Origin of the sequence: Rheinheimera baltica DSM 14885 (genome assembly GCF_000425345.1) — a bacterium.
GTDB lineage: Bacteria > Pseudomonadota > Gammaproteobacteria > Enterobacterales > Alteromonadaceae > Alishewanella > Alishewanella baltica.
In genome coordinates, this window is sequence record NZ_AUDG01000004.1 from 17,210 (window position 1) to 33,607 (window position 16,398).

Sequence of the window (16,398 nt, forward strand, 5' to 3'; positions counted from 1 at the left end):
TAGACTGTATCGCTAATTTTTATTTATTAGTAAATTAACTTGCTTAACATCAAATGGCGAGCCCCAATTGACGGACGTAATGACATTGGGAGCCTTGTGGCCGAAGACATTGATGACAATTCCGTCTATTCTGAAATTATCGGGCAGATTCAATGGCAGCAACTTTTCCCCTTTCTCTGTGACCAGCCCATAAAAGCCACCTGAATGAGGAATAAAAACAACCGTAGCTTTTTGCCAGATTAAGGCCTTTTTCGCAATCGGGTTTATGGTCTCGTTTGCACCACTAACTTCGTTTGCATTTTCTCTGGCTGGATCTTGTGGGCTTTGAGGATGCTGACAAGCAGCAAATAACATCATAACCAAGATTGCACTAATCAGGCGCATAGTGTGCTCCCTATTTTTATTGCCTAATAATATTATGGGTCAGATAAACTTAAACCTGCCCACGTCGCAACCACTGAGCATTGCGCAGACCATTTTAGAAAAACAGTGTATCGAAGATAACCATTCCCTTGCGCAAAAAAAAGCCATTAGGCTAACGCATTAATTGTTCGATATGGTTAGATTAATCGGGTCAGGGGCGTTGATATTCCAGCTAAAAACACTTCCCTGCTGCAAATCAATGACACTGACCCTTTTGATTCATTTACTCTGCGCAAGGTAACGCTTAGTAGCGGCCGGTGCAGTTGTCTGTTAGCTTATTTAAAAAAACAATAACCGGAACAAGTCGATGCTAACAAAACAGCAGCTCTTTTCATTAATGGCCAGCGCTATGCTGGCCACTGCCGGTAGCAGTGCAATAGCCAGCGATACTGTGGCCCAAAAAGTAACAGTATCTGACTGGCTGGCGCAAAGTAGCGCCAGCGATTGGCGCGAGCTTGATTCCGACAACACTTTATATATGGAACTGCCCACCGGCCGGGTCGTTATCGAATTAGCCAGCGAGTTTGCGCCTAAGCATATCAGCAATATTAAAGCCCTGGTGCGCGAAGGCTTTTACCAAAACATACCTATAGTACGGGTGCAAGATAACTACGTCGTGCAATGGAATGAACCCGACGATGCAACGCCCAAAGCGCTAAAGCAAGCCAGGCGCAGCATAGCCGCAGAGTTTAGCGTTAAGCTACCGGCAAATTTCGCTATTACACCCTTAGCCGACCGTGACGGCTACGCGCCACAAACCGGCCATGTTAACGGCTTTGCCATGGCAATGGACCCCGGTAGCAACAGTGGCTGGTTAACCCATTGCTACGGCGCCGTCGGTATCGGCCGCGACAACGACGCTGATAGTGGTTCAGGCGCGTCTATGTATGTGGTAACAGGCCATGCGCCACGGCATCTGGATCGCAATATTACCCTGGTTGGCACAGTGCGCCAGGGCATGTCATTATTATCAACCCTGCCAAGAGGACAGGGCGATATGGGTTTCTATACGTCAGCCAACCAGTACACTGTTATCAAAGACATTAGCCTGGCCGCAGACTTACCACCCGCACAGCGCGCAGCACTGCAAGTGCTGCGCACCGACACGGCAACCTTTAAAGGCGTAGTAGAAGCACAGCGCAACCGCGGTGGTGACTGGTATCAACACCCCGCCGGGTTTATTGAAGTCTGTAATGTCCGGGTGCCGGTGAGAGAAACGCCGGTGAACTAACGGCGTGCGGATAGCAGGGGTCAGTACAGTTGATATTGCTGTCACTAAATCAATGCCACTGACCCTATTGATTGATTGGGGGAAGTATCGATTTGAGGTCCAGGCCACGCAGTGGCCGTTGCTGACTGGCCTTGTTATGGTTTATTGGGTTTAACACGTAACTTCCCCGATACAAACTGTGCCCGCGAAGCTGAATTGACCGGCTTATTTTGTGCCTTACACCAGCTAAGTAGTTCGTCAAGATCAACATTTACCCTTTTAACTATCTTGCCCGTTGCGCGAATATCACTTAATGCCGAGTTTGCATTCTTCTTCCATTCGTCGTAACTATCGTCTAATTCAGCACGATCATCAGCGATTTTCTTTAACCGCTCCCAGCTTTCAGGTTGAAACCAGGCAATGCCGATCACGATCTCATTGTCTTGCACTGATACCTCCCACTGGGAAAACCATAACGCCCGCCACAAACGCGAGCAACTTGTTGCGAGTCGAGCGCCCAAAGGGCGCGTTTTTGATGGCGCTTGTTATAAGGCTTTACAGCCGTTGGCCACAAAAGACTTAACTACAATGCCAAAATATTCACTTTTTTGATTTCGGCTAAACGAAACAAAACGCTCGATAAAGTACGTTAAGTCTTTTATTTCACAGCCCTTTGGATTATTAGCTCCATCCAAAAAGCCAGTGATATATGCACTGCAAAAATTATTACTTAAACTCTGTTGTTTTCTAGCTTCGGCCTCAGCAATACATTCATTTTCAAAGTAGTCCTTTGATACTGCACTACCTAAAGTTGTAGCGTGCGTGCCTAATGAAAAAAGAACAAATAATGTCGAAAATAACGCAGCTTTCATCTTGGCCTTATAACGCCGCCATAAACGGCACAAAATAGCTGGCTATAATTGGCGACGAAGGAGCACAAGCCAGCTGTTTTGTGTCCGCGTTTTAATGGCCTTGTTATACATCGCTCTCAAACATAACAGACTTATCAATTGGTAACTCCGTGCAATTTAATATTGCAGTGACGTATGGCCAGTAAACTCTTTTTGCATGAATCACAAATCCTTGTTTCATCGTGTAATTTGAAAGTTCTAATGAGCCTGGACAGATTTCAGCGGCTCTTCTTAATAATTTAAGCCGTAACTCCGCGTAAGACTCATTGTCACGACCATCCACACGCAGCAAAAATGAGCCATCATCTAAAGATTGTTCGGAATATCCACTGGCTCCATTTTCAGGGTAACCATTAATGGCTTTGTATGAACTACAGCCAGATAGGGCTAAACATAATGTGAATATAGCTATCCTGCTCAAATGAACTCCAAAAATGTATAACAGCTTATTCAAAGGACCAAAACCCGCGAGTTGCATGTTTCTGATCCCGCAAGTTCCAAAATTGAATCCAGTCTATTCTGCTAGCCAAATGTAAATCAAGCATTTTTATCTTGTAGCAATTTATGTTGCAGCAGAATACGGGTTTTAAACCCGCAAGTTGCAGATAAAAAACTCAGACGAGAAAACTGCATGGTTATACAGTGCTTTTTGTCGCGGAAACACGTCAGCTACCAGCCTTATTCTGTGGCGGTGCGCCTGGCATTAATCAGCTTTAACAATTCTGCGGTAGCGGTGGCGTCGGCTAACGCGCGGTGGTGGTTGGTGAGTTTAATATCGAACTCTGCACACAGTTTGCCCAGGCTGTATGATTGCAGCCCCGGATAGTAGCGGCGCATATTGACTACGGTGCATAGCTGCGGCATGTCCAGCGTAATGTCGCAGCGGGCCAGTTCGGCGCGGATAAAACCGTAATCGAACTTGGCGTTGTGGGCAACAAACACCGCACCTTGTAAAAACTCATTGAGCTGGTTGGCGATATCGGCAAACTTAGGTGCAACTGCTACCATGGCGTCGCTAATGCCGGTTAAACGGCGGATAAACGACGGAATATGCCGCTCGGGGTTAATAAGCGTGTTAAAGGTGCCCAGCACTTCGCCGGCCTGCATTTTTACCGCGCCAATTTCGGTTACCCTATCTGTACCGGCCTTGCCGCCGGTAGTTTCTACGTCCAGCACCACATAGATACGGTTTGGGTCGACTATCCACTGCAGTTTTTCAATGCGGGCATTAAAACCGGCGTTTTTCAGCGCCAGCAAGCGGGCTAACTGATGGCGCTGTATTTTATCGCCGGGGGCTTTTACTTCAATAAACTCAAGCTGATTATCTTTAATTAGCAGTAAATCCGGGTAACCACTGCTGTGGCGGAAGAAGTCCTGTGCCATGGCGCGCAGTATTGGCGCTAATGCGCTTTCGTCACCAGCCTTGGGCGCATGTTGCAATAGTGGCAATAGCTGCTGGGCTAAATCGCTATGCCAGTAAAACAGACTGTTAGCTTTGCCATAGTGTGCGGTTAAAGCGCTAAGCAGTGTAGTGGCTGCGCCTGGCTGTGCCAGCTGGTTTAGCTTTTTTTCTATCGCCTGTTCAAACTGCTGATAAAAGCCACCGGCGGTTAAATTGCGTGGCCGGCGTTCAAACGGGTTATGCAGTGCGCTGTCGCTGTGCTCAAATAATTCGTGCCAAAACCACAGGCCAAACAGCGCCAGCCAGAGGTTATTTTCGCCATGAAATACGCTGTAGCCTTTATCGCGGTAATACGCCATTAAGCCCTGCTCGGCTTTGCCTAAATACAGCTCGTCTACACCCACCAGCGGTGCGTCTTGCAGTAGTTGGGTTAACTGCGAGCGGCGCTTATTCGTCATATCCTGGCTAAACTTACGCCGGTAAAAGTCTTCAGCAAACAGCCATTCTTCGTCGCAACTGGGGTCGTCTAGTAGCTGCTGCAAATACTGTTGGCATGCTACCAGATGGCCATCAACCTGCGCCGCTTGTGAATAGTACAACCGCACCAAACGCTCGCTCGCCGGGAAACCATTACTGTGCTGGTAAAAGGCAATAGCCAGCGTGTTGAGTTTATATTGCTCGGCCAGTTTACCCAGCTGATAACAGCGTTCGCTACGTTTTAATAGTAGCGCGTTATCGTCAGGCAGCGGCCAGGCTGTCACTTCAACCAGCCAGTGGCTTAACAATGCTTCGGCCTTGTCGGGCTGTTTTTTTAACTGCTTACCAAGCTCAATAATAGCGGGCTTGGCTTTGGCTAGCTGATACGCCAGTTGTGCCTGGTTAGCGTCAGTAAAGCGCGGCCTAAACTGCTGTTTAAACTGGCCGGTTTGACGAATACCTAAGTCACGCAGGGTAAACAGCGACAAATTGGCCTCAATACGGCCAAAATAGAGAAAATATAGGTAGTTCAATGCATCCTGGCGCTGCAACGCAACATAGCGCTGCGGCAATTGCTTGATAAGTAGCAACCAGTTAACCGGTAGCTTTAACGCTGCGCCGAGTAACTGTGGTTTGGTTTGGCTTTTTTTCGAGCCTATGGGCTCAGACAATTCGCTTTGTGCCAGCTGCAGTAATTGCCATAGCGTGTCTTTTGTTAGCCGCAGCCAAAAATCGGCCAGGTTGTCCGTCGCTAACGGCGCAACAAAAGCAGCGGCAATCAGCTCATCTAATAACGGCGCTGTTGCGCCAATTTCAGCATAGCTAAGCTCAGTATCACTAAACACGGTGCCTTTGCGGTTAAGCATACGCACCAGCAATTGCCGTGCAGGTTCCGTTAAGCTATTAAAATCATGGATAAAGGCGCTACTGTTGGCACTTAACACGGGCTGGTAATGTTCTGCGACAAACTGCAGCAACTCATTAAAGTGCTGCAGGTAATAACCGCTGTCGAGCTCTTTGCGTAATTCCGCCATCAGGCAACGCCTATCAGTATCATGCGATAACCGTACTGACCAAATAACCGGTATAGCCCACAAACACCGCCAGCAGTGCCGCGCCTTCGAGCCGGTTGATGCGTCCTTGTTTTTTATAGCCATACCCCATGACAAATACCGCTGCGGTTAACACGGCCATAAGAGTCCAGTCACGGGTTAATACCACTGCATCTACTGCCATAGGTTCTATTGCCGCCGCAATGCCCACTACCGCCAGCGTATTGAACAGGTTAGAACCAATAACATTACCCAGCGCAATATCGTGCTCGCCTTTTTTAATGGCAATTAACGACGAGGCCAGCTCGGGTAAGGAGGTACCAATAGCCACTACTGTTAAGCCGATAACTAAGTCGCTAACCCCTAAGCTTTGAGCAATAAATACAGCGCCATAAACCAAAAAGCGTGAAGCAACAATTAACAACACTAACCCCACCAACAACCAGATAATGGCCTGTTTTAACGTCATGGCGTTAGTGTCTGGTTGCTCGTTGTTTACCCCGCTGGCCATGGCGTCTTGCGGGTTGCGCATACCCTGCCACACCGACCAGCTCATCAGCACCACAAAAACTGCAAATAAACACCAGGCATCAAGCCGGCTTAGCTGATGGTCGAATAACTGCCAGCCAGCAAATAAAGTGACCAACATTAAAATAGGTAGCTCTTTGCGTAACACTTGTGAGTTCACTGCAATGGGGCTAATTAAAGCCACTAACCCCAGAATAAGCGCGATATTGGTAATGTTTGAACCGTAGGCATTACCCAGTGCCAGCGCCGGGTTACCATCGGCAGACGCCATGGCTGACACCACCATTTCTGGTGCTGAGGTACCAAAACCGACAATTAGCATACCAATTAATAGCGGCGGCATACCCGCATACCGGGCTGTTGCGGCTGCGCCATCCACAAACTTGTCTGCACTCCATACCAGCAGGGCTAAACCTGCGACTACAGCCAACACTGCCAATAACATTTTGGGGTTCCTTAACGGGATTAAATTGCAAGCAGCATAGCATGCAGCCGTAATAGCGCACAGCTAAGCAAAGTGCTTTTTGAAACTAAAGTTAAAACACGTTAAGCTGCGCCAATATTGCTATCGGAGCACCTTATGACCACCCTAATTACCATTTTGGCCTTGCTGTTTGCTGCGTTGTTTATTTTAGTCACGCTGGCAGAAAAATATGGCAGCCGTGACACAGAAAAAACGGCCAAACTCAGCCGCTATATTATTCCGCTAATGATTGCCCTGGTAGCCGCACAAGTCATAAAGTTTGTGTTTTTTCCTGACGGATTTTAAGCCCAACTTAACGGGTTAAGCCGGTAGAACTGGCTTAATTGTTGATACAGCTTTGGGTGTAAACTCGATAATTGCTGCGGCTGTTCAAAAAATACCTCACTGATCACCGCAAAAAACTCAGCAGGATTAGTCGCACCATAGTGATCAAACAAACTGTGCTGTCGGCCTTGTGCCTGCAGTTGTAAGCGATTAAATTCTTCCGCCATCACGCCAGACCATTGCTTATAATCGCTGCTTCGCTCCAGCAAGGGTGCGCCATTGGCAACCCCTTTTTCCTGATCCAGCTGATGAGCAAATTCATGGATCACCACATTGCGGCCATCATCCGGGGTAGCGGCACCATCCAGCGTATCAGCCCAACTTAAAATTACTTTGCCCAAGCCCCAGGACTCACCCGACAACACCCTACGCTGCTCGTGCATTACACCGGCAGCATCTGCTTGCTGACCGCTAACAACAAACGCCGACGGATACAGCAAAATTTGTTTTAACTTTGGGTAATAATAATTAGGCCGGTTTAACAGTAGCAAGCACGCCTGCGCTGCTATGGTGACACGCATTTCATCGGTTACCGTTAAGCCGTCGCAGCCAATAAACTGTTTTTCGGCCATAAACACTTGAATATGCTTTTTCAGTTGCAGCTGTAAATCGGCCGGTAGTACGCGAAAGTAAGGCAGGCGCCGTTTTAGCGCATCTCGCCATGCTGCTGGAAACGGCTTAGCCATGACCTTTTTTCGGTTGTAGCGCTGTAAATAGGGAGCAGATAACACCCAAGCGATGATCGCTGCGCCCAGTAACAGGGTAATAAAGATAGCCAAGCTTCACCTCGTGCCTTAACAACAGTATGCTGCAAACAATATGCTACAAACTCAATGCGGTGTGCCCGGCGTTTTTTCAAGCAAGCCGCAAACAAGATTGAATAACACCAGAGAACAGCTCAGAACTTTGCTGCCCTACCGTGCTCTAACACGGGTAATCAATAAAGGATGTTTAATGTTTCAATTATTTAAAACGCTACTGGATAAAGTAAACGACGGTTTGGCCGCTGCGCCAGCCAGTAAACTAAGCTATGGCCTGAGCGAACCCGAGCTGGCCTGTGTATCATTAATGCTGATGGTGGCGCATGCCGATTTTAGCAGCGACGATGAAGAGCAAGCGTTAGCGCAAGAGTATGTAAAACGAGAATTCTCATTATCAGACACTGACGCCAAAGCGGTGGTGGCTTTGGCCGATAAGCAGGCATCAGATGCCATTTCGCTGCACCAGTTTACCGCCCAGTTAAAGCAGCTAAGCTACGAAGCAAGGTTGGCATTGCTGGATAGCTTATGGCAACAGGCTTATGCCGACGGTGTACTGGACCCGAACGAAGAAGCCATGCTGCGTAAAATTGCCGATTTATTGTTTATTCGCCATGGTGATTATATTCAAGCCAAACTGGCGGTTTGCGGTAGCTGATAATAACTCAGCCACAAGCTTAACTATACAACAGCGAACAAGGGGTTCGCTGCGGAGTTAATCTTCACGCTTATGTAGCACTTCACCTTCAATAGTTTGCTGCTCAGACGATGACGCGCTGTATTGCCCCTGCGCACCTTGCTGACGTTGCTGCCAGGCTTTAATTTTGCTGCGATGACGAAACAGTAAAATAGGAATTAAAATCCAACTAAGCAGCAACATAAACACCAGTATTGCTGCGCCAGCTAATAGCATTAAGCCCAAAATTAACCACGCCAGCAACCGCTGCAACGGGCCAGCGCTTTGACGTCTGGCAAAATGTTGCTGCCATTGGCTACTTTGCTGTTTAAAAGATGAAAACATATCGACCTCAAGTTAGGTTACCGTCGGGGCGTTGCCTATCGCACGGCAATCCCAAACTCACGTCTGATAACAAAGCATATACTAATGACGCTGAGTACAGGCTGAACCCGACGCTAACTGCCGGGCGGTACAGCATTAGTATGGGCGACAGGCAACAAGTTCAATATTTACCGGGTAAATTAGGCGTGATGCTAAACTGTCAAACAGCACCGGTTTGCCTTAAACTAACCGCTGAAGCCCTGGATGGGCTGAAACGAGCCCCCAGGGATGGGTTTACGGCGTGTTAGTGTAGACAAACCGATGACAAGTTAAACCTAAACTGACTGGCATTAGCTAAGTTGCCGCGCTTTACTCCGTTTTATTACTCAGCGCCCAGCGCACTATTTCACCCCACGATGGCTCTTTGCCATACATTTGCATGCCACGCAAAAACACCCGGCCAGCCACCCGGCGCATCCAATATACGGTTGCCAGTAATAACAGTACCGACAGCACTGGCTGCCACCAGGGTACCGTAACCATCGCCATTTTTACCGGCATAGCGGCGAACGATGTTAGTGGAATAAAGCTAAGCAGTGTCATGCCCCAACCCGCCGGGCTGTCTATCACTAAAAACGTAAACACCATAGGTAACCAGGTAATCATCATTACGGCACTTTTACCGCTGTTGTTTGGGTCGTCAATAGAGGCGGCTATCGCGCCCATAAAACTGGCGCACAGCACAATGCCTAACAAAGCAAAAGGAATTAACCATAGCACCACACTGATATTAAGCCAGCTTAAATCTACCGCTTTTTTGGCAAAAACACTGACCACAGTATAAACCAATAACATAACCAAACCCGATGTCAGCATAGCTTTTAACGCACTAAAACTGTGCCCCAACACTTTGCCATCCATCCACTGCTGCGGGGTAACAATGGCGGTTAACTGCTCGGTGACACGCTGCTGCTTCTCGCCGGTAATGCTCGTTAGTACCTGGCCAAAAGCGGTCGTTAAGCCAACAAACAGCAGTATCAATGCGCCCATTGCTATCATTTTTTCTGGCGTATCTTTACCTTTATAACTTTCATCCAGATAGCGTGTACTTATGGTTACCGGTTGCTCAAGCTGGTTTAGTTGCTCAGCATTTAGTCCCATTTTTGCCGCTGTTTGCTGTCGGTAATGTTGCTGCAATACACTCTCTAGTTGTGTCAGCCACTTTTTGCCGGTAAGGGTATGAACGATTAATTGGCCCTGATCTTCAGTGACGACTGCATGCCAGGAATCGTCAGTACGCATTTGCGCCAACTGGTCGGCAACGTTAATGCTGGGGCGCTGAAACTGGAATTGCTCTGTGTTGGCCAGCGTCAGCTCAACCGGCACAGCGATACGGTAGGTTTGCCGGCTTTCATCAGTAAAATAACTCCACAACGCGATGGCGCCCATCACGCAAATCATCAGCAAATACGATATCAGCTGCTGCTTCCACTTAAAAAAGCGTAAAAACTCCCAGTGCGCCACAATTAAACTTTGACGAGAAATCATGCCGCTACCTCCGGTTGCTGTTTTGTCATGGCCGCCAAATACAATTGATGTAAATCAGCGGTTTGCATTTCTACTTGCGTTAACTCGGCTAATGGCATCAATTGTTTTAAACAATCCGCTACCCCTACTTCATCAGCTAACGTCAACATAAAGTGGTTTGCCTGCAACGGCTCTACGCCATTAATGGCTGGAAGTTGCTGCAATTGCGACACGGTAACACTGCTGTTAAAGCCCACTTTCATCTGCCGCAACGGCTGACTTTGTTGTTGAATTTGTTGCAAGGTACCGGCTAACACCACCTGCCCTTGTGCCATTAACAACATATGGTCTGCCAGTTTTTCTACCATCGCCATCTGATGCGCGCTTAGAATAACGGTCATACCTTTGGCTTTAAGTTGTTGTAAAAACAACACCACTTTTTCCTGGTTTATGGGGTCCAGTCCGGAAAAAGGCTCATCAAGAATTACCAGCGCCGGTTGGTGCAATACCGCAGCAATGAGCTGTACCTTTTGCTGATTACCTTTAGACAGTTGTTTGAGTTCGTCATGCCGCCGTTCGGTTAAGTCAAAAACCGCCAGCCAATGTGCCATCTCTTGCATCGCGCTGGCTTTACTTAAGCCATGCAACCGCGCCAGATACAGCAGGTTTTTCTCAATACTTTTATCCGGATACAAACCTCGATCTTCTGGCAAATACCCTAATAGCCTTCTGGGAACATGATCGAAGTGTTGCTGCTGATAGCTCACCATAATGCTGCCACTATCCGGCTGTGTCATGCCCACCAGCATACGAATAATGGAACTTTTACCTGCTCCATTTGGGCCCAGCAGGGCAAATATTTCACCACTGTTTATTTGAAAGCTAACGTGTTTCACCGCCTGCACAGACGCATAAGCTTTACTGATGGCGGTTACGATAAGTTGCATAGTCAGTCCTGTTGTCAGGCAGCGAAAACGCCACCAGTATCCCTATGTAAAGACTAGAAGCTTATCATTGCCGAAGACTCTGGGGCTAACAGCAATTTGTTAGTAAATATGTAAAAACCCTAGTTAAATTGATCTAGATACAGAGCAAGTAATAAAGCGAATTGATATCTGCGACGTTAATGGAAATCGCCTTGTCTCATCGTGTACGGTGTATAACGGTTTGCATTTGAGCCAACTCTGAGTTATTGCTATTGTTAAGAAAATTGCCGAAGCGGTCTTTTGCATTATGCCTCGTTTTTTAAGTAAGGCGCCATTCTCCAACGCTCAGCTAGGGTGTTATAAGCCTGGCGTTAGCAACCTATGATGATATTCCGGTCTCTGCGCACCAAACTCATCCTCGTTATGTTGCTTCTACTGAGTTTACTGGCTACGGCTACCGGCCTTGCCACACTTAGCACAATGAAGCGTGACAGCGAAGCCCAGGCCAGGCAAATTCTTAGCGTCGCCAGCAAGGTGTTAAAAGAAGCGTTAAACAACCGGGCCCAACAACTTAGCAGCAGTGTGCGTATATTGGCTGCAGACTTTGGTTTTCGCCGCGCTGTTGCTACTGCTGAGCAAGAAACTATCGAATCTGTTCTTGCTAACCATGGTAGCCGCATTAACGCCAAACTCATGCTATTACTGGATACCGATGGTAGTTTACTCGCCAGTTCAGCTGCGGGCATAGTTGCAACCGATATTGCGCCGCTGTTTAGTCAAACTCTGGGCAACAGCACTGTACCGGTAGCCGATATCATTCATTTAGCGGACCAGCCTTACCAACTTGTATTAGCGCCGGTTAACGCGCCAGCTCTTATTGCCTGGGTTGGCATGGCATTTCCATTGGACACGCCGCTGGCAGAGCAAATCCAGGGCGTTACCGGGCTTGATATCAGCTTTGTCGGCGCACAGCAACAACACTACACCTTGTTTACGTCCACACTCGACTTAGCTCATCAGCAAAGCTTGCCTAACTTACTTCCAACGTTAATGGCGCATACCGGCACCGTGCAGGACGACTTGGAGCAAGACTATATTTCCATGGCAATACCGCTGGATATGCAGCGACAACTTTGGGCAGTGCAACACTTGCCTAATCAACGTTGGCTTAGTAGTTATCAGGAATTTCGCCAACAATTATTAATGATCTTCGGCGCCGCGTTAACGCTATCGTTAATAGTAGGAATTTTATTTGCCAGAAGTATTACCCGACCATTAAATGCACTTAGTCATTTTGCCCAGCGCATCGGCCAGGGTTTTGATGCTGCAGCACCACTAGGTGGCAGTGATGAAGTCGGCTTACTTAGCCGCACCCTAACCACCATGCAGCAAGATATTCGGCAGCGGGAACAACAACTCATTTTTAATACCGAGCACGATACACTTACCGGCTGCTTTAACCGGGCTGCGGTTGAGCGCTTATTGCAACCCTGGCTAGAGCAGCGAGATGGCTGCTTAGTACAGCTTAATATCCAACAATTCAAAAACATTAACGATGTGCTTGGCTTTAGTAATGGCGATAAATTATTGCAGCAACTTGCACAACGTCTACAGCACCTTAGCTCCGCACCAGCCTTACTCGCCCGACTGGGCGGCGACGAGTTTTTACTACTTTATACCGATAATCTGCTGCTTGAGCAGGTGCAAGAGCTGCTGCAACCCTTACTAAACGGCTACTTACTGCAACGTTCAACCATTAATTTAAAACTCACGGCAGGCATTTACAACTTTAGTTGCGGCCAACTTAACGTGAACGACGCATTACGCCGGGTTGATATTGCGCTAGACAATGGCCGCCACACTCCGGACAGTGTTGCCTTTTACCAACAAGGCCAGGATGAAAGCCATCAACGAGAGCTGACGTTGATACGCGACTTGCCCAACGCCTTGCAAAGCGGCCAATTTTACGCCGTGTATCAGCCCAAAGTCGACATTAAGCTAAAACAATGCCGCAGTGCCGAAGCGCTTATTCGTTGGCAGCATCCGGAATTTGGCTTTGTGCCACCGGATCAATTTATCAAGTTAGCGGAACACTCTGGCAATATCGGTTTAATTAGTAACTGGATGTTGGAAAAGGTCATTTCGCAAGCAGCTATCTGGTGGCGGGAGAGCATGCCACTGCAATTAGCAGTAAATTTATCGGTGTCCGACTTACTCAACCCGTTACTGGCTGATCAAATATCTCTACTGCTAAAGCAACACCAACTACCGGCAGCTGCTTTAGCGCTTGAGGTTACCGAAAGCGCTGTGATGGAAGATACCGCTTCGGTGATAGCGCAATTACAACGTTTGCGTTCACTCGGTATTACATTGTCTATTGATGACTTTGGCACGGGTCAGTCATCGTTAGCCTACTTAAAGCAATTACCTGTGCATGAAGTTAAAATTGACCGCGCCTTCGTTAAAGACATTGAACACAATGCCAATGATGCATTAATTGTTAGTGCAACCACGCAGCTGGCGCATAGCCTTGGGCTTACGGTTACGGCTGAAGGGCTGGAAAATCAGGCTGGACTGGCGTATCTGGTAGACTGTGGCTGCGATAAAGTTCAGGGGTACTTTTTTGCCCGACCGCTTAAGCCGGAACAATTTGAACCCTGGCTACAACAATTACCGCAGCAATTGGCTGAAAGCCTTAGTATACAGAGCGTAAAATGAGAGTGACGTTACTTAGCACCTTAGTCGCCTTGTTGTTTAGCGCAGCAAGTAGCGCAGGGAGCAAAATTATTGCCACCGGCGGAGCAACCTCGATTGAAGGCAGTGCTGGCGGCGGTATAGTGCCCTGGGCGGTGGTAAATGGCTATGCCAGTAGCGGAGAATGGGCAACCAACGTCTTTGCAAGCCAGGTTGGCGTGGATGATTTTACGTTAAATGCTTATGGCGCCAGCCTAAGCTACGATAATAACTGGGAATGGTCGGTTGCCAGACAAACATTTAAACTTGATACGCTTGGCGGCGAACTTCGCCAGGACATTTTTGGCGTTAAATATCATATTGCCGGGGAACTGCTATACACTGCACTGCCGCAAATTAGCATAGGCGCGCAATACAAAATTCACCGCGACTTTGCCCTACCCCATGCCGTTGGGGCTCGCAGTGACAGCGGGCTAGACCTTTATTTGGCGGCCAGTAAGGTATTTTTTGATCAAATAGCAGGCCGCAATCTGCTTCTTAATGCCACGCTCCGTGCCACTAAAGCCAACCAAACCGGTTTACTGGGTTTTGGCAGTGCTGACAATAATAACTACCAACTGATGTTTGAAGGCTCAGCCGCCGTGCTACTTAATTACAATGTTGCACTGGGCGCTGAATTTAAACAAAAGCCGAATAAGCTTGGTTTTGCCGCTGAACAGCACTGGCGCGATATTTTTATTGCCTGGTTTATTAACAAACAGCTGTCACTCACCGCCGGCTATGTCGATCTGGGTAAAGTGGCAGGATTTAACAGCCAGCAAGGTTATTACATGTCGCTGGAGGGAACCTGGTAATGAAGTGGATATTTATCTTTGTCCTATTAATTTCAGGTTGCAGCCAGCAAAGCGCACCCAGCCTGTATCAGCAGCTTGGCGCCGAAGCAGGAATTGAAGCTATTGTGGATGGCTTACTGTACGAAATTGAGCATGATAAACGCATAGTGCATCATTTTGCCGACACGGATATTGCGCGATTTCGCCGTTTATTAGCAGAGCAACTGTGTCAGTTAAGCGGTGGACCCTGTGTTTATACTGGCGGTACTATGCAAGAAAGCCATACTGGCTTTAATATCTCATTGGCTGATTATGACGCTTTGGTAGAAGGCTTAATTAGTGTGATGCAACGGCAGAACATCAGTATTGCGGCACAAAACCAGTTGTTGGCATTACTGGCACCAATGTATAAAGATGTTAGTTACCGCTAAATGTTTTTGCTTACTGCCCGGTTAAACGGAAACTCAATTTACGACTAAGTGGGGCAAAGATAAATACCAGCGGAAATGCACAAGCGTGCGCGTAGGCATAGGCTCGAAACCAGGCATAAAAAAATTCTGTAAACCAGCCTAAATTAATAAATGTAAGAATACCCGACATTAAAAAAGCCATAAAACCAGACATAATAAATGCGAATAAAATTGGCTGAAAACGCGCAGGAAACATAATTAAAACTCCGAAGCGATAAGTGTACAAAACCAAATAGCCTAAAACGATGCGACTTTAGCACAAATTACCGGATGCGGTGTTTACGACACGCCAAAGCGCTGTTATAACGCGGCGTTCTTCTATTTGCAGGAGCTGTTATGCATAGTATGGTTTTCCTTGATGCCGCCTCGATGGGCGACACTGATTTGTCTGCCCTATCTAATACGGCAATCCCCCTTACCTGTTATGACCATACGACAGAACAGCAGGTGGTGCCGCGCTTAGCTCAAGCCAGTATCGCCATTGTAAACAAGGTACAGCTTACAGCCGACATGCTATTGCAACTACCACAACTAAAACTGATCTGTGTAGCGGCAACCGGGGTGAATAATGTTGACCTTGTTGCAGCACAACAGCAGGGGGTTGTCGTTTGTAATGTGCGAGGCTATGCCGACACTGCCGTAGCGCAACATGTTTTTGCTTTATTGTTACAGCTAAGCAATAAAGTGCAGCAATATCATCAGGCTGTGCGCGTTGGCCATTGGAGCCAAAGCCGTCATTTTTGTTTACTGGATTACCCAATAACAGAGCTGGCCGGCAAAACCTTCGTTGTTATTGGCTACGGCGCTTTAGGCCAAGCCAGTAGTAAGTTAGCCCTGGCTTTTGGCATGCAGGTTATTATTGCAGAGCAACAAAATGCGCCATATTGCCGTGAGGGTCGCGTGCCGTTTGCCGCAGCGTTAGCACAAGCCGATGTTATTTCGCTACACTGCCCGCTGACTCCACTCACCGAGCGCCTGTTCAACCAACAAACCTTTGCCGCCATTAAACCTGGGGCCTTGCTCATCAATACCGCACGTGGCGGCCTGATTGATGAACTGGCATTACTTGACGCCCTACAGCATGGAACATTAGGCGGAGCGGCATTAGATGTGCTGACGCAAGAGCCGCCTTTAGCTGACAATCTACTTATTCAGGCCAATCTGCCTAACTTACTGCTTACGCCACATGTCGCCTGGGCAAGCGCGGAGGCACGCCTGCGCATGGTTCAGCAGTTAGCCGACAACATTACGGCGTACACAGAGGGCAATACACAGAACCAAATATGGCCGACAGGTTAAATTCAGGCTACACTGCCGAAAAAAGTACACAGTAAATACTATGCCCTTACCGCTGCTCCTGCTTTTGTTCATTTTGCTTC

General features: G+C 47.8%; 18 protein-coding genes. 7 read left to right on the plus strand and 11 right to left on the minus strand.

What is annotated here, in order from left to right; translation table 11 throughout:
- Positions 1-12 precede the first annotated feature (12 nt).
- The gene (locus tag H595_RS23385; RefSeq protein WP_051219718.1) at positions 13-384 is read right to left on the minus strand and encodes a hypothetical protein; all 372 of its coding nucleotides are present in this window, start codon (positions 382-384) and stop codon (positions 13-15) included.
- 346 nt (positions 385-730) lie between these two features.
- On the opposite strand from H595_RS23385, the gene H595_RS0103165 reads away from it, so the two are divergent.
- Entirely contained in the window at positions 731-1,654 is a 924-nt protein-coding gene (locus tag H595_RS0103165) for a peptidylprolyl isomerase (RefSeq protein WP_027669884.1), read from the plus strand.
- A 134-nt stretch (positions 1,655-1,788) separates the two neighbouring features.
- On the opposite strand, the gene H595_RS0103170 is transcribed toward H595_RS0103165, so the two are convergent.
- The 5 genes from H595_RS0103170 to H595_RS0103195 all read right to left on the minus strand — a co-directional run bounded on the left by H595_RS0103170 (position 1,789) and on the right by H595_RS0103195 (position 6,448).
- Positions 1,789-2,082, minus strand: a complete 294-nt coding sequence (locus H595_RS0103170) for a hypothetical protein (RefSeq protein ID WP_027669885.1) — start codon at positions 2,080-2,082, stop codon at positions 1,789-1,791.
- A 96-nt stretch (positions 2,083-2,178) separates the two neighbouring features.
- Entirely contained in the window at positions 2,179-2,505 is a 327-nt protein-coding gene (locus tag H595_RS0103175; protein WP_027669886.1) for a hypothetical protein, read from the minus strand.
- 103 nt (positions 2,506-2,608) lie between these two features.
- Positions 2,609-3,022: a hypothetical protein gene (locus H595_RS0103180; RefSeq protein ID WP_027669887.1), complete on the minus strand. Its 414-nt coding sequence runs from the start codon at positions 3,020-3,022 to the stop codon at positions 2,609-2,611.
- A gap of 200 nt (positions 3,023-3,222) precedes the next feature.
- Positions 3,223-5,457: an exonuclease domain-containing protein gene (locus H595_RS0103190; RefSeq protein ID WP_027669888.1), complete on the minus strand. Its 2,235-nt coding sequence runs from the start codon at positions 5,455-5,457 to the stop codon at positions 3,223-3,225.
- Positions 5,458-5,476: 19 nt separating this feature from the next.
- Complete coding sequence (locus H595_RS0103195) at positions 5,477-6,448, minus strand: calcium/sodium antiporter (RefSeq protein ID WP_027669889.1); 972 nt, start codon at positions 6,446-6,448, stop codon at positions 5,477-5,479.
- A gap of 135 nt (positions 6,449-6,583) precedes the next feature.
- Between H595_RS0103195 and H595_RS0103200 the strand changes: the two genes are divergently transcribed.
- Complete coding sequence (locus tag H595_RS0103200; RefSeq protein ID WP_027669890.1) at positions 6,584-6,772, plus strand: hypothetical protein; 189 nt, start codon at positions 6,584-6,586, stop codon at positions 6,770-6,772.
- On the opposite strand, the gene H595_RS0103205 is transcribed toward H595_RS0103200, so the two are convergent.
- Entirely contained in the window at positions 6,769-7,590 is an 822-nt protein-coding gene (locus tag H595_RS0103205; RefSeq protein ID WP_027669891.1) for a M90 family metallopeptidase, read from the minus strand. The two genes, H595_RS0103200 and H595_RS0103205, sit on opposite strands and share 4 nt — an antisense overlap.
- Before the next feature lie 175 nt (positions 7,591-7,765).
- On the opposite strand from H595_RS0103205, the gene H595_RS0103210 reads away from it, so the two are divergent.
- Entirely contained in the window at positions 7,766-8,227 is a 462-nt protein-coding gene (locus tag H595_RS0103210; protein WP_027669892.1) for a tellurite resistance TerB family protein, read from the plus strand.
- Between the two features lie 57 nt (positions 8,228-8,284).
- Here H595_RS0103210 and H595_RS0103215 read toward each other — a convergent pair whose 3' ends face one another.
- From H595_RS0103215 to H595_RS0103230, 3 genes are all read right to left on the minus strand, one after another.
- Entirely contained in the window at positions 8,285-8,590 is a 306-nt protein-coding gene (locus H595_RS0103215) for a hypothetical protein (protein ID WP_027669893.1), read from the minus strand.
- Positions 8,591-8,938: 348 nt separating this feature from the next.
- Positions 8,939-10,117 (minus strand): ABC transporter permease, encoded by a 1,179-nt coding sequence (locus H595_RS0103225; RefSeq protein WP_027669894.1) that lies wholly within the window; start codon positions 10,115-10,117, stop codon positions 8,939-8,941.
- Complete coding sequence (locus H595_RS0103230; RefSeq protein WP_027669895.1) at positions 10,114-11,043, minus strand: ABC transporter ATP-binding protein; 930 nt, start codon at positions 11,041-11,043, stop codon at positions 10,114-10,116. The genes H595_RS0103225 and H595_RS0103230 overlap by 4 nt, the downstream gene beginning before the upstream one ends.
- A gap of 360 nt (positions 11,044-11,403) precedes the next feature.
- On the opposite strand from H595_RS0103230, the gene H595_RS21550 reads away from it, so the two are divergent.
- From H595_RS21550 to H595_RS0103245, 3 genes are read left to right on the plus strand one after another with little or no spacing between them, the layout of a single operon-like run.
- A complete protein-coding gene (locus H595_RS21550; RefSeq protein ID WP_240474818.1) occupies positions 11,404-13,740 on the plus strand; it encodes a putative bifunctional diguanylate cyclase/phosphodiesterase in 2,337 nt (778 codons plus the stop codon).
- The gene (locus H595_RS0103240; RefSeq protein WP_027669896.1) at positions 13,737-14,570 is read left to right on the plus strand and encodes a DUF3034 family protein; all 834 of its coding nucleotides are present in this window, start codon (positions 13,737-13,739) and stop codon (positions 14,568-14,570) included. The genes H595_RS21550 and H595_RS0103240 overlap by 4 nt, the downstream gene beginning before the upstream one ends.
- On the plus strand, positions 14,570-14,980 hold the full coding sequence (locus H595_RS0103245) for a group I truncated hemoglobin (protein ID WP_037053535.1): 411 nt from the start codon (positions 14,570-14,572) through the stop codon (positions 14,978-14,980). The genes H595_RS0103240 and H595_RS0103245 overlap by 1 nt, the downstream gene beginning before the upstream one ends.
- Positions 14,981-14,990: 10 nt before the next feature.
- On the opposite strand, the gene H595_RS0103250 is transcribed toward H595_RS0103245, so the two are convergent.
- The gene (locus H595_RS0103250) at positions 14,991-15,215 is read right to left on the minus strand and encodes a DUF2798 domain-containing protein (protein ID WP_027669898.1); all 225 of its coding nucleotides are present in this window, start codon (positions 15,213-15,215) and stop codon (positions 14,991-14,993) included.
- A 140-nt stretch (positions 15,216-15,355) separates the two neighbouring features.
- Between H595_RS0103250 and H595_RS21555 the strand changes: the two genes are divergently transcribed.
- Positions 15,356-16,318, plus strand: coding sequence for a D-2-hydroxyacid dehydrogenase (locus H595_RS21555; protein WP_037053539.1), 963 nt, complete (start codon positions 15,356-15,358; stop codon positions 16,316-16,318).
- Positions 16,319-16,398 lie beyond the last annotated feature (80 nt).

Coding starts and splice junctions, on each gene's coding strand:
- H595_RS23385 (WP_051219718.1), bottom strand. CDS start 384: ATGCGCCTGATTAGTGCAATCTTGGTTATGATGTTATTTGCTGCTTGT.
- H595_RS0103165 (WP_027669884.1), top strand. CDS start 731: ATGCTAACAAAACAGCAGCTCTTTTCATTAATGGCCAGCGCTATGCTG.
- H595_RS0103175 (WP_027669886.1), bottom strand. CDS start 2,505: ATGAAAGCTGCGTTATTTTCGACATTATTTGTTCTTTTTTCATTAGGC.
- H595_RS0103180 (WP_027669887.1), bottom strand. CDS start 3,022: ATGCAACTCGCGGGTTTTGGTCCTTTGAATAAGCTGTTATACATTTTT.
- H595_RS0103190 (WP_027669888.1), bottom strand. CDS start 5,457: ATGGCGGAATTACGCAAAGAGCTCGACAGCGGTTATTACCTGCAGCAC.
- H595_RS0103195 (WP_027669889.1), bottom strand. CDS start 6,448: ATGTTATTGGCAGTGTTGGCTGTAGTCGCAGGTTTAGCCCTGCTGGTA.
- H595_RS0103200 (WP_027669890.1), top strand. CDS start 6,584: ATGACCACCCTAATTACCATTTTGGCCTTGCTGTTTGCTGCGTTGTTT.
- H595_RS0103210 (WP_027669892.1), top strand. CDS start 7,766: ATGTTTCAATTATTTAAAACGCTACTGGATAAAGTAAACGACGGTTTG.
- H595_RS0103215 (WP_027669893.1), bottom strand. CDS start 8,590: ATGTTTTCATCTTTTAAACAGCAAAGTAGCCAATGGCAGCAACATTTT.
- H595_RS0103225 (WP_027669894.1), bottom strand. CDS start 10,117: ATGATTTCTCGTCAAAGTTTAATTGTGGCGCACTGGGAGTTTTTACGC.
- H595_RS0103230 (WP_027669895.1), bottom strand. CDS start 11,043: ATGCAACTTATCGTAACCGCCATCAGTAAAGCTTATGCGTCTGTGCAG.
- H595_RS21550 (WP_240474818.1), top strand. CDS start 11,404: ATGATGATATTCCGGTCTCTGCGCACCAAACTCATCCTCGTTATGTTG.
- H595_RS0103240 (WP_027669896.1), top strand. CDS start 13,737: ATGAGAGTGACGTTACTTAGCACCTTAGTCGCCTTGTTGTTTAGCGCA.
- H595_RS0103245 (WP_037053535.1), top strand. CDS start 14,570: ATGAAGTGGATATTTATCTTTGTCCTATTAATTTCAGGTTGCAGCCAG.
- H595_RS0103250 (WP_027669898.1), bottom strand. CDS start 15,215: ATGTTTCCTGCGCGTTTTCAGCCAATTTTATTCGCATTTATTATGTCT.
- H595_RS21555 (WP_037053539.1), top strand. CDS start 15,356: ATGCATAGTATGGTTTTCCTTGATGCCGCCTCGATGGGCGACACTGAT.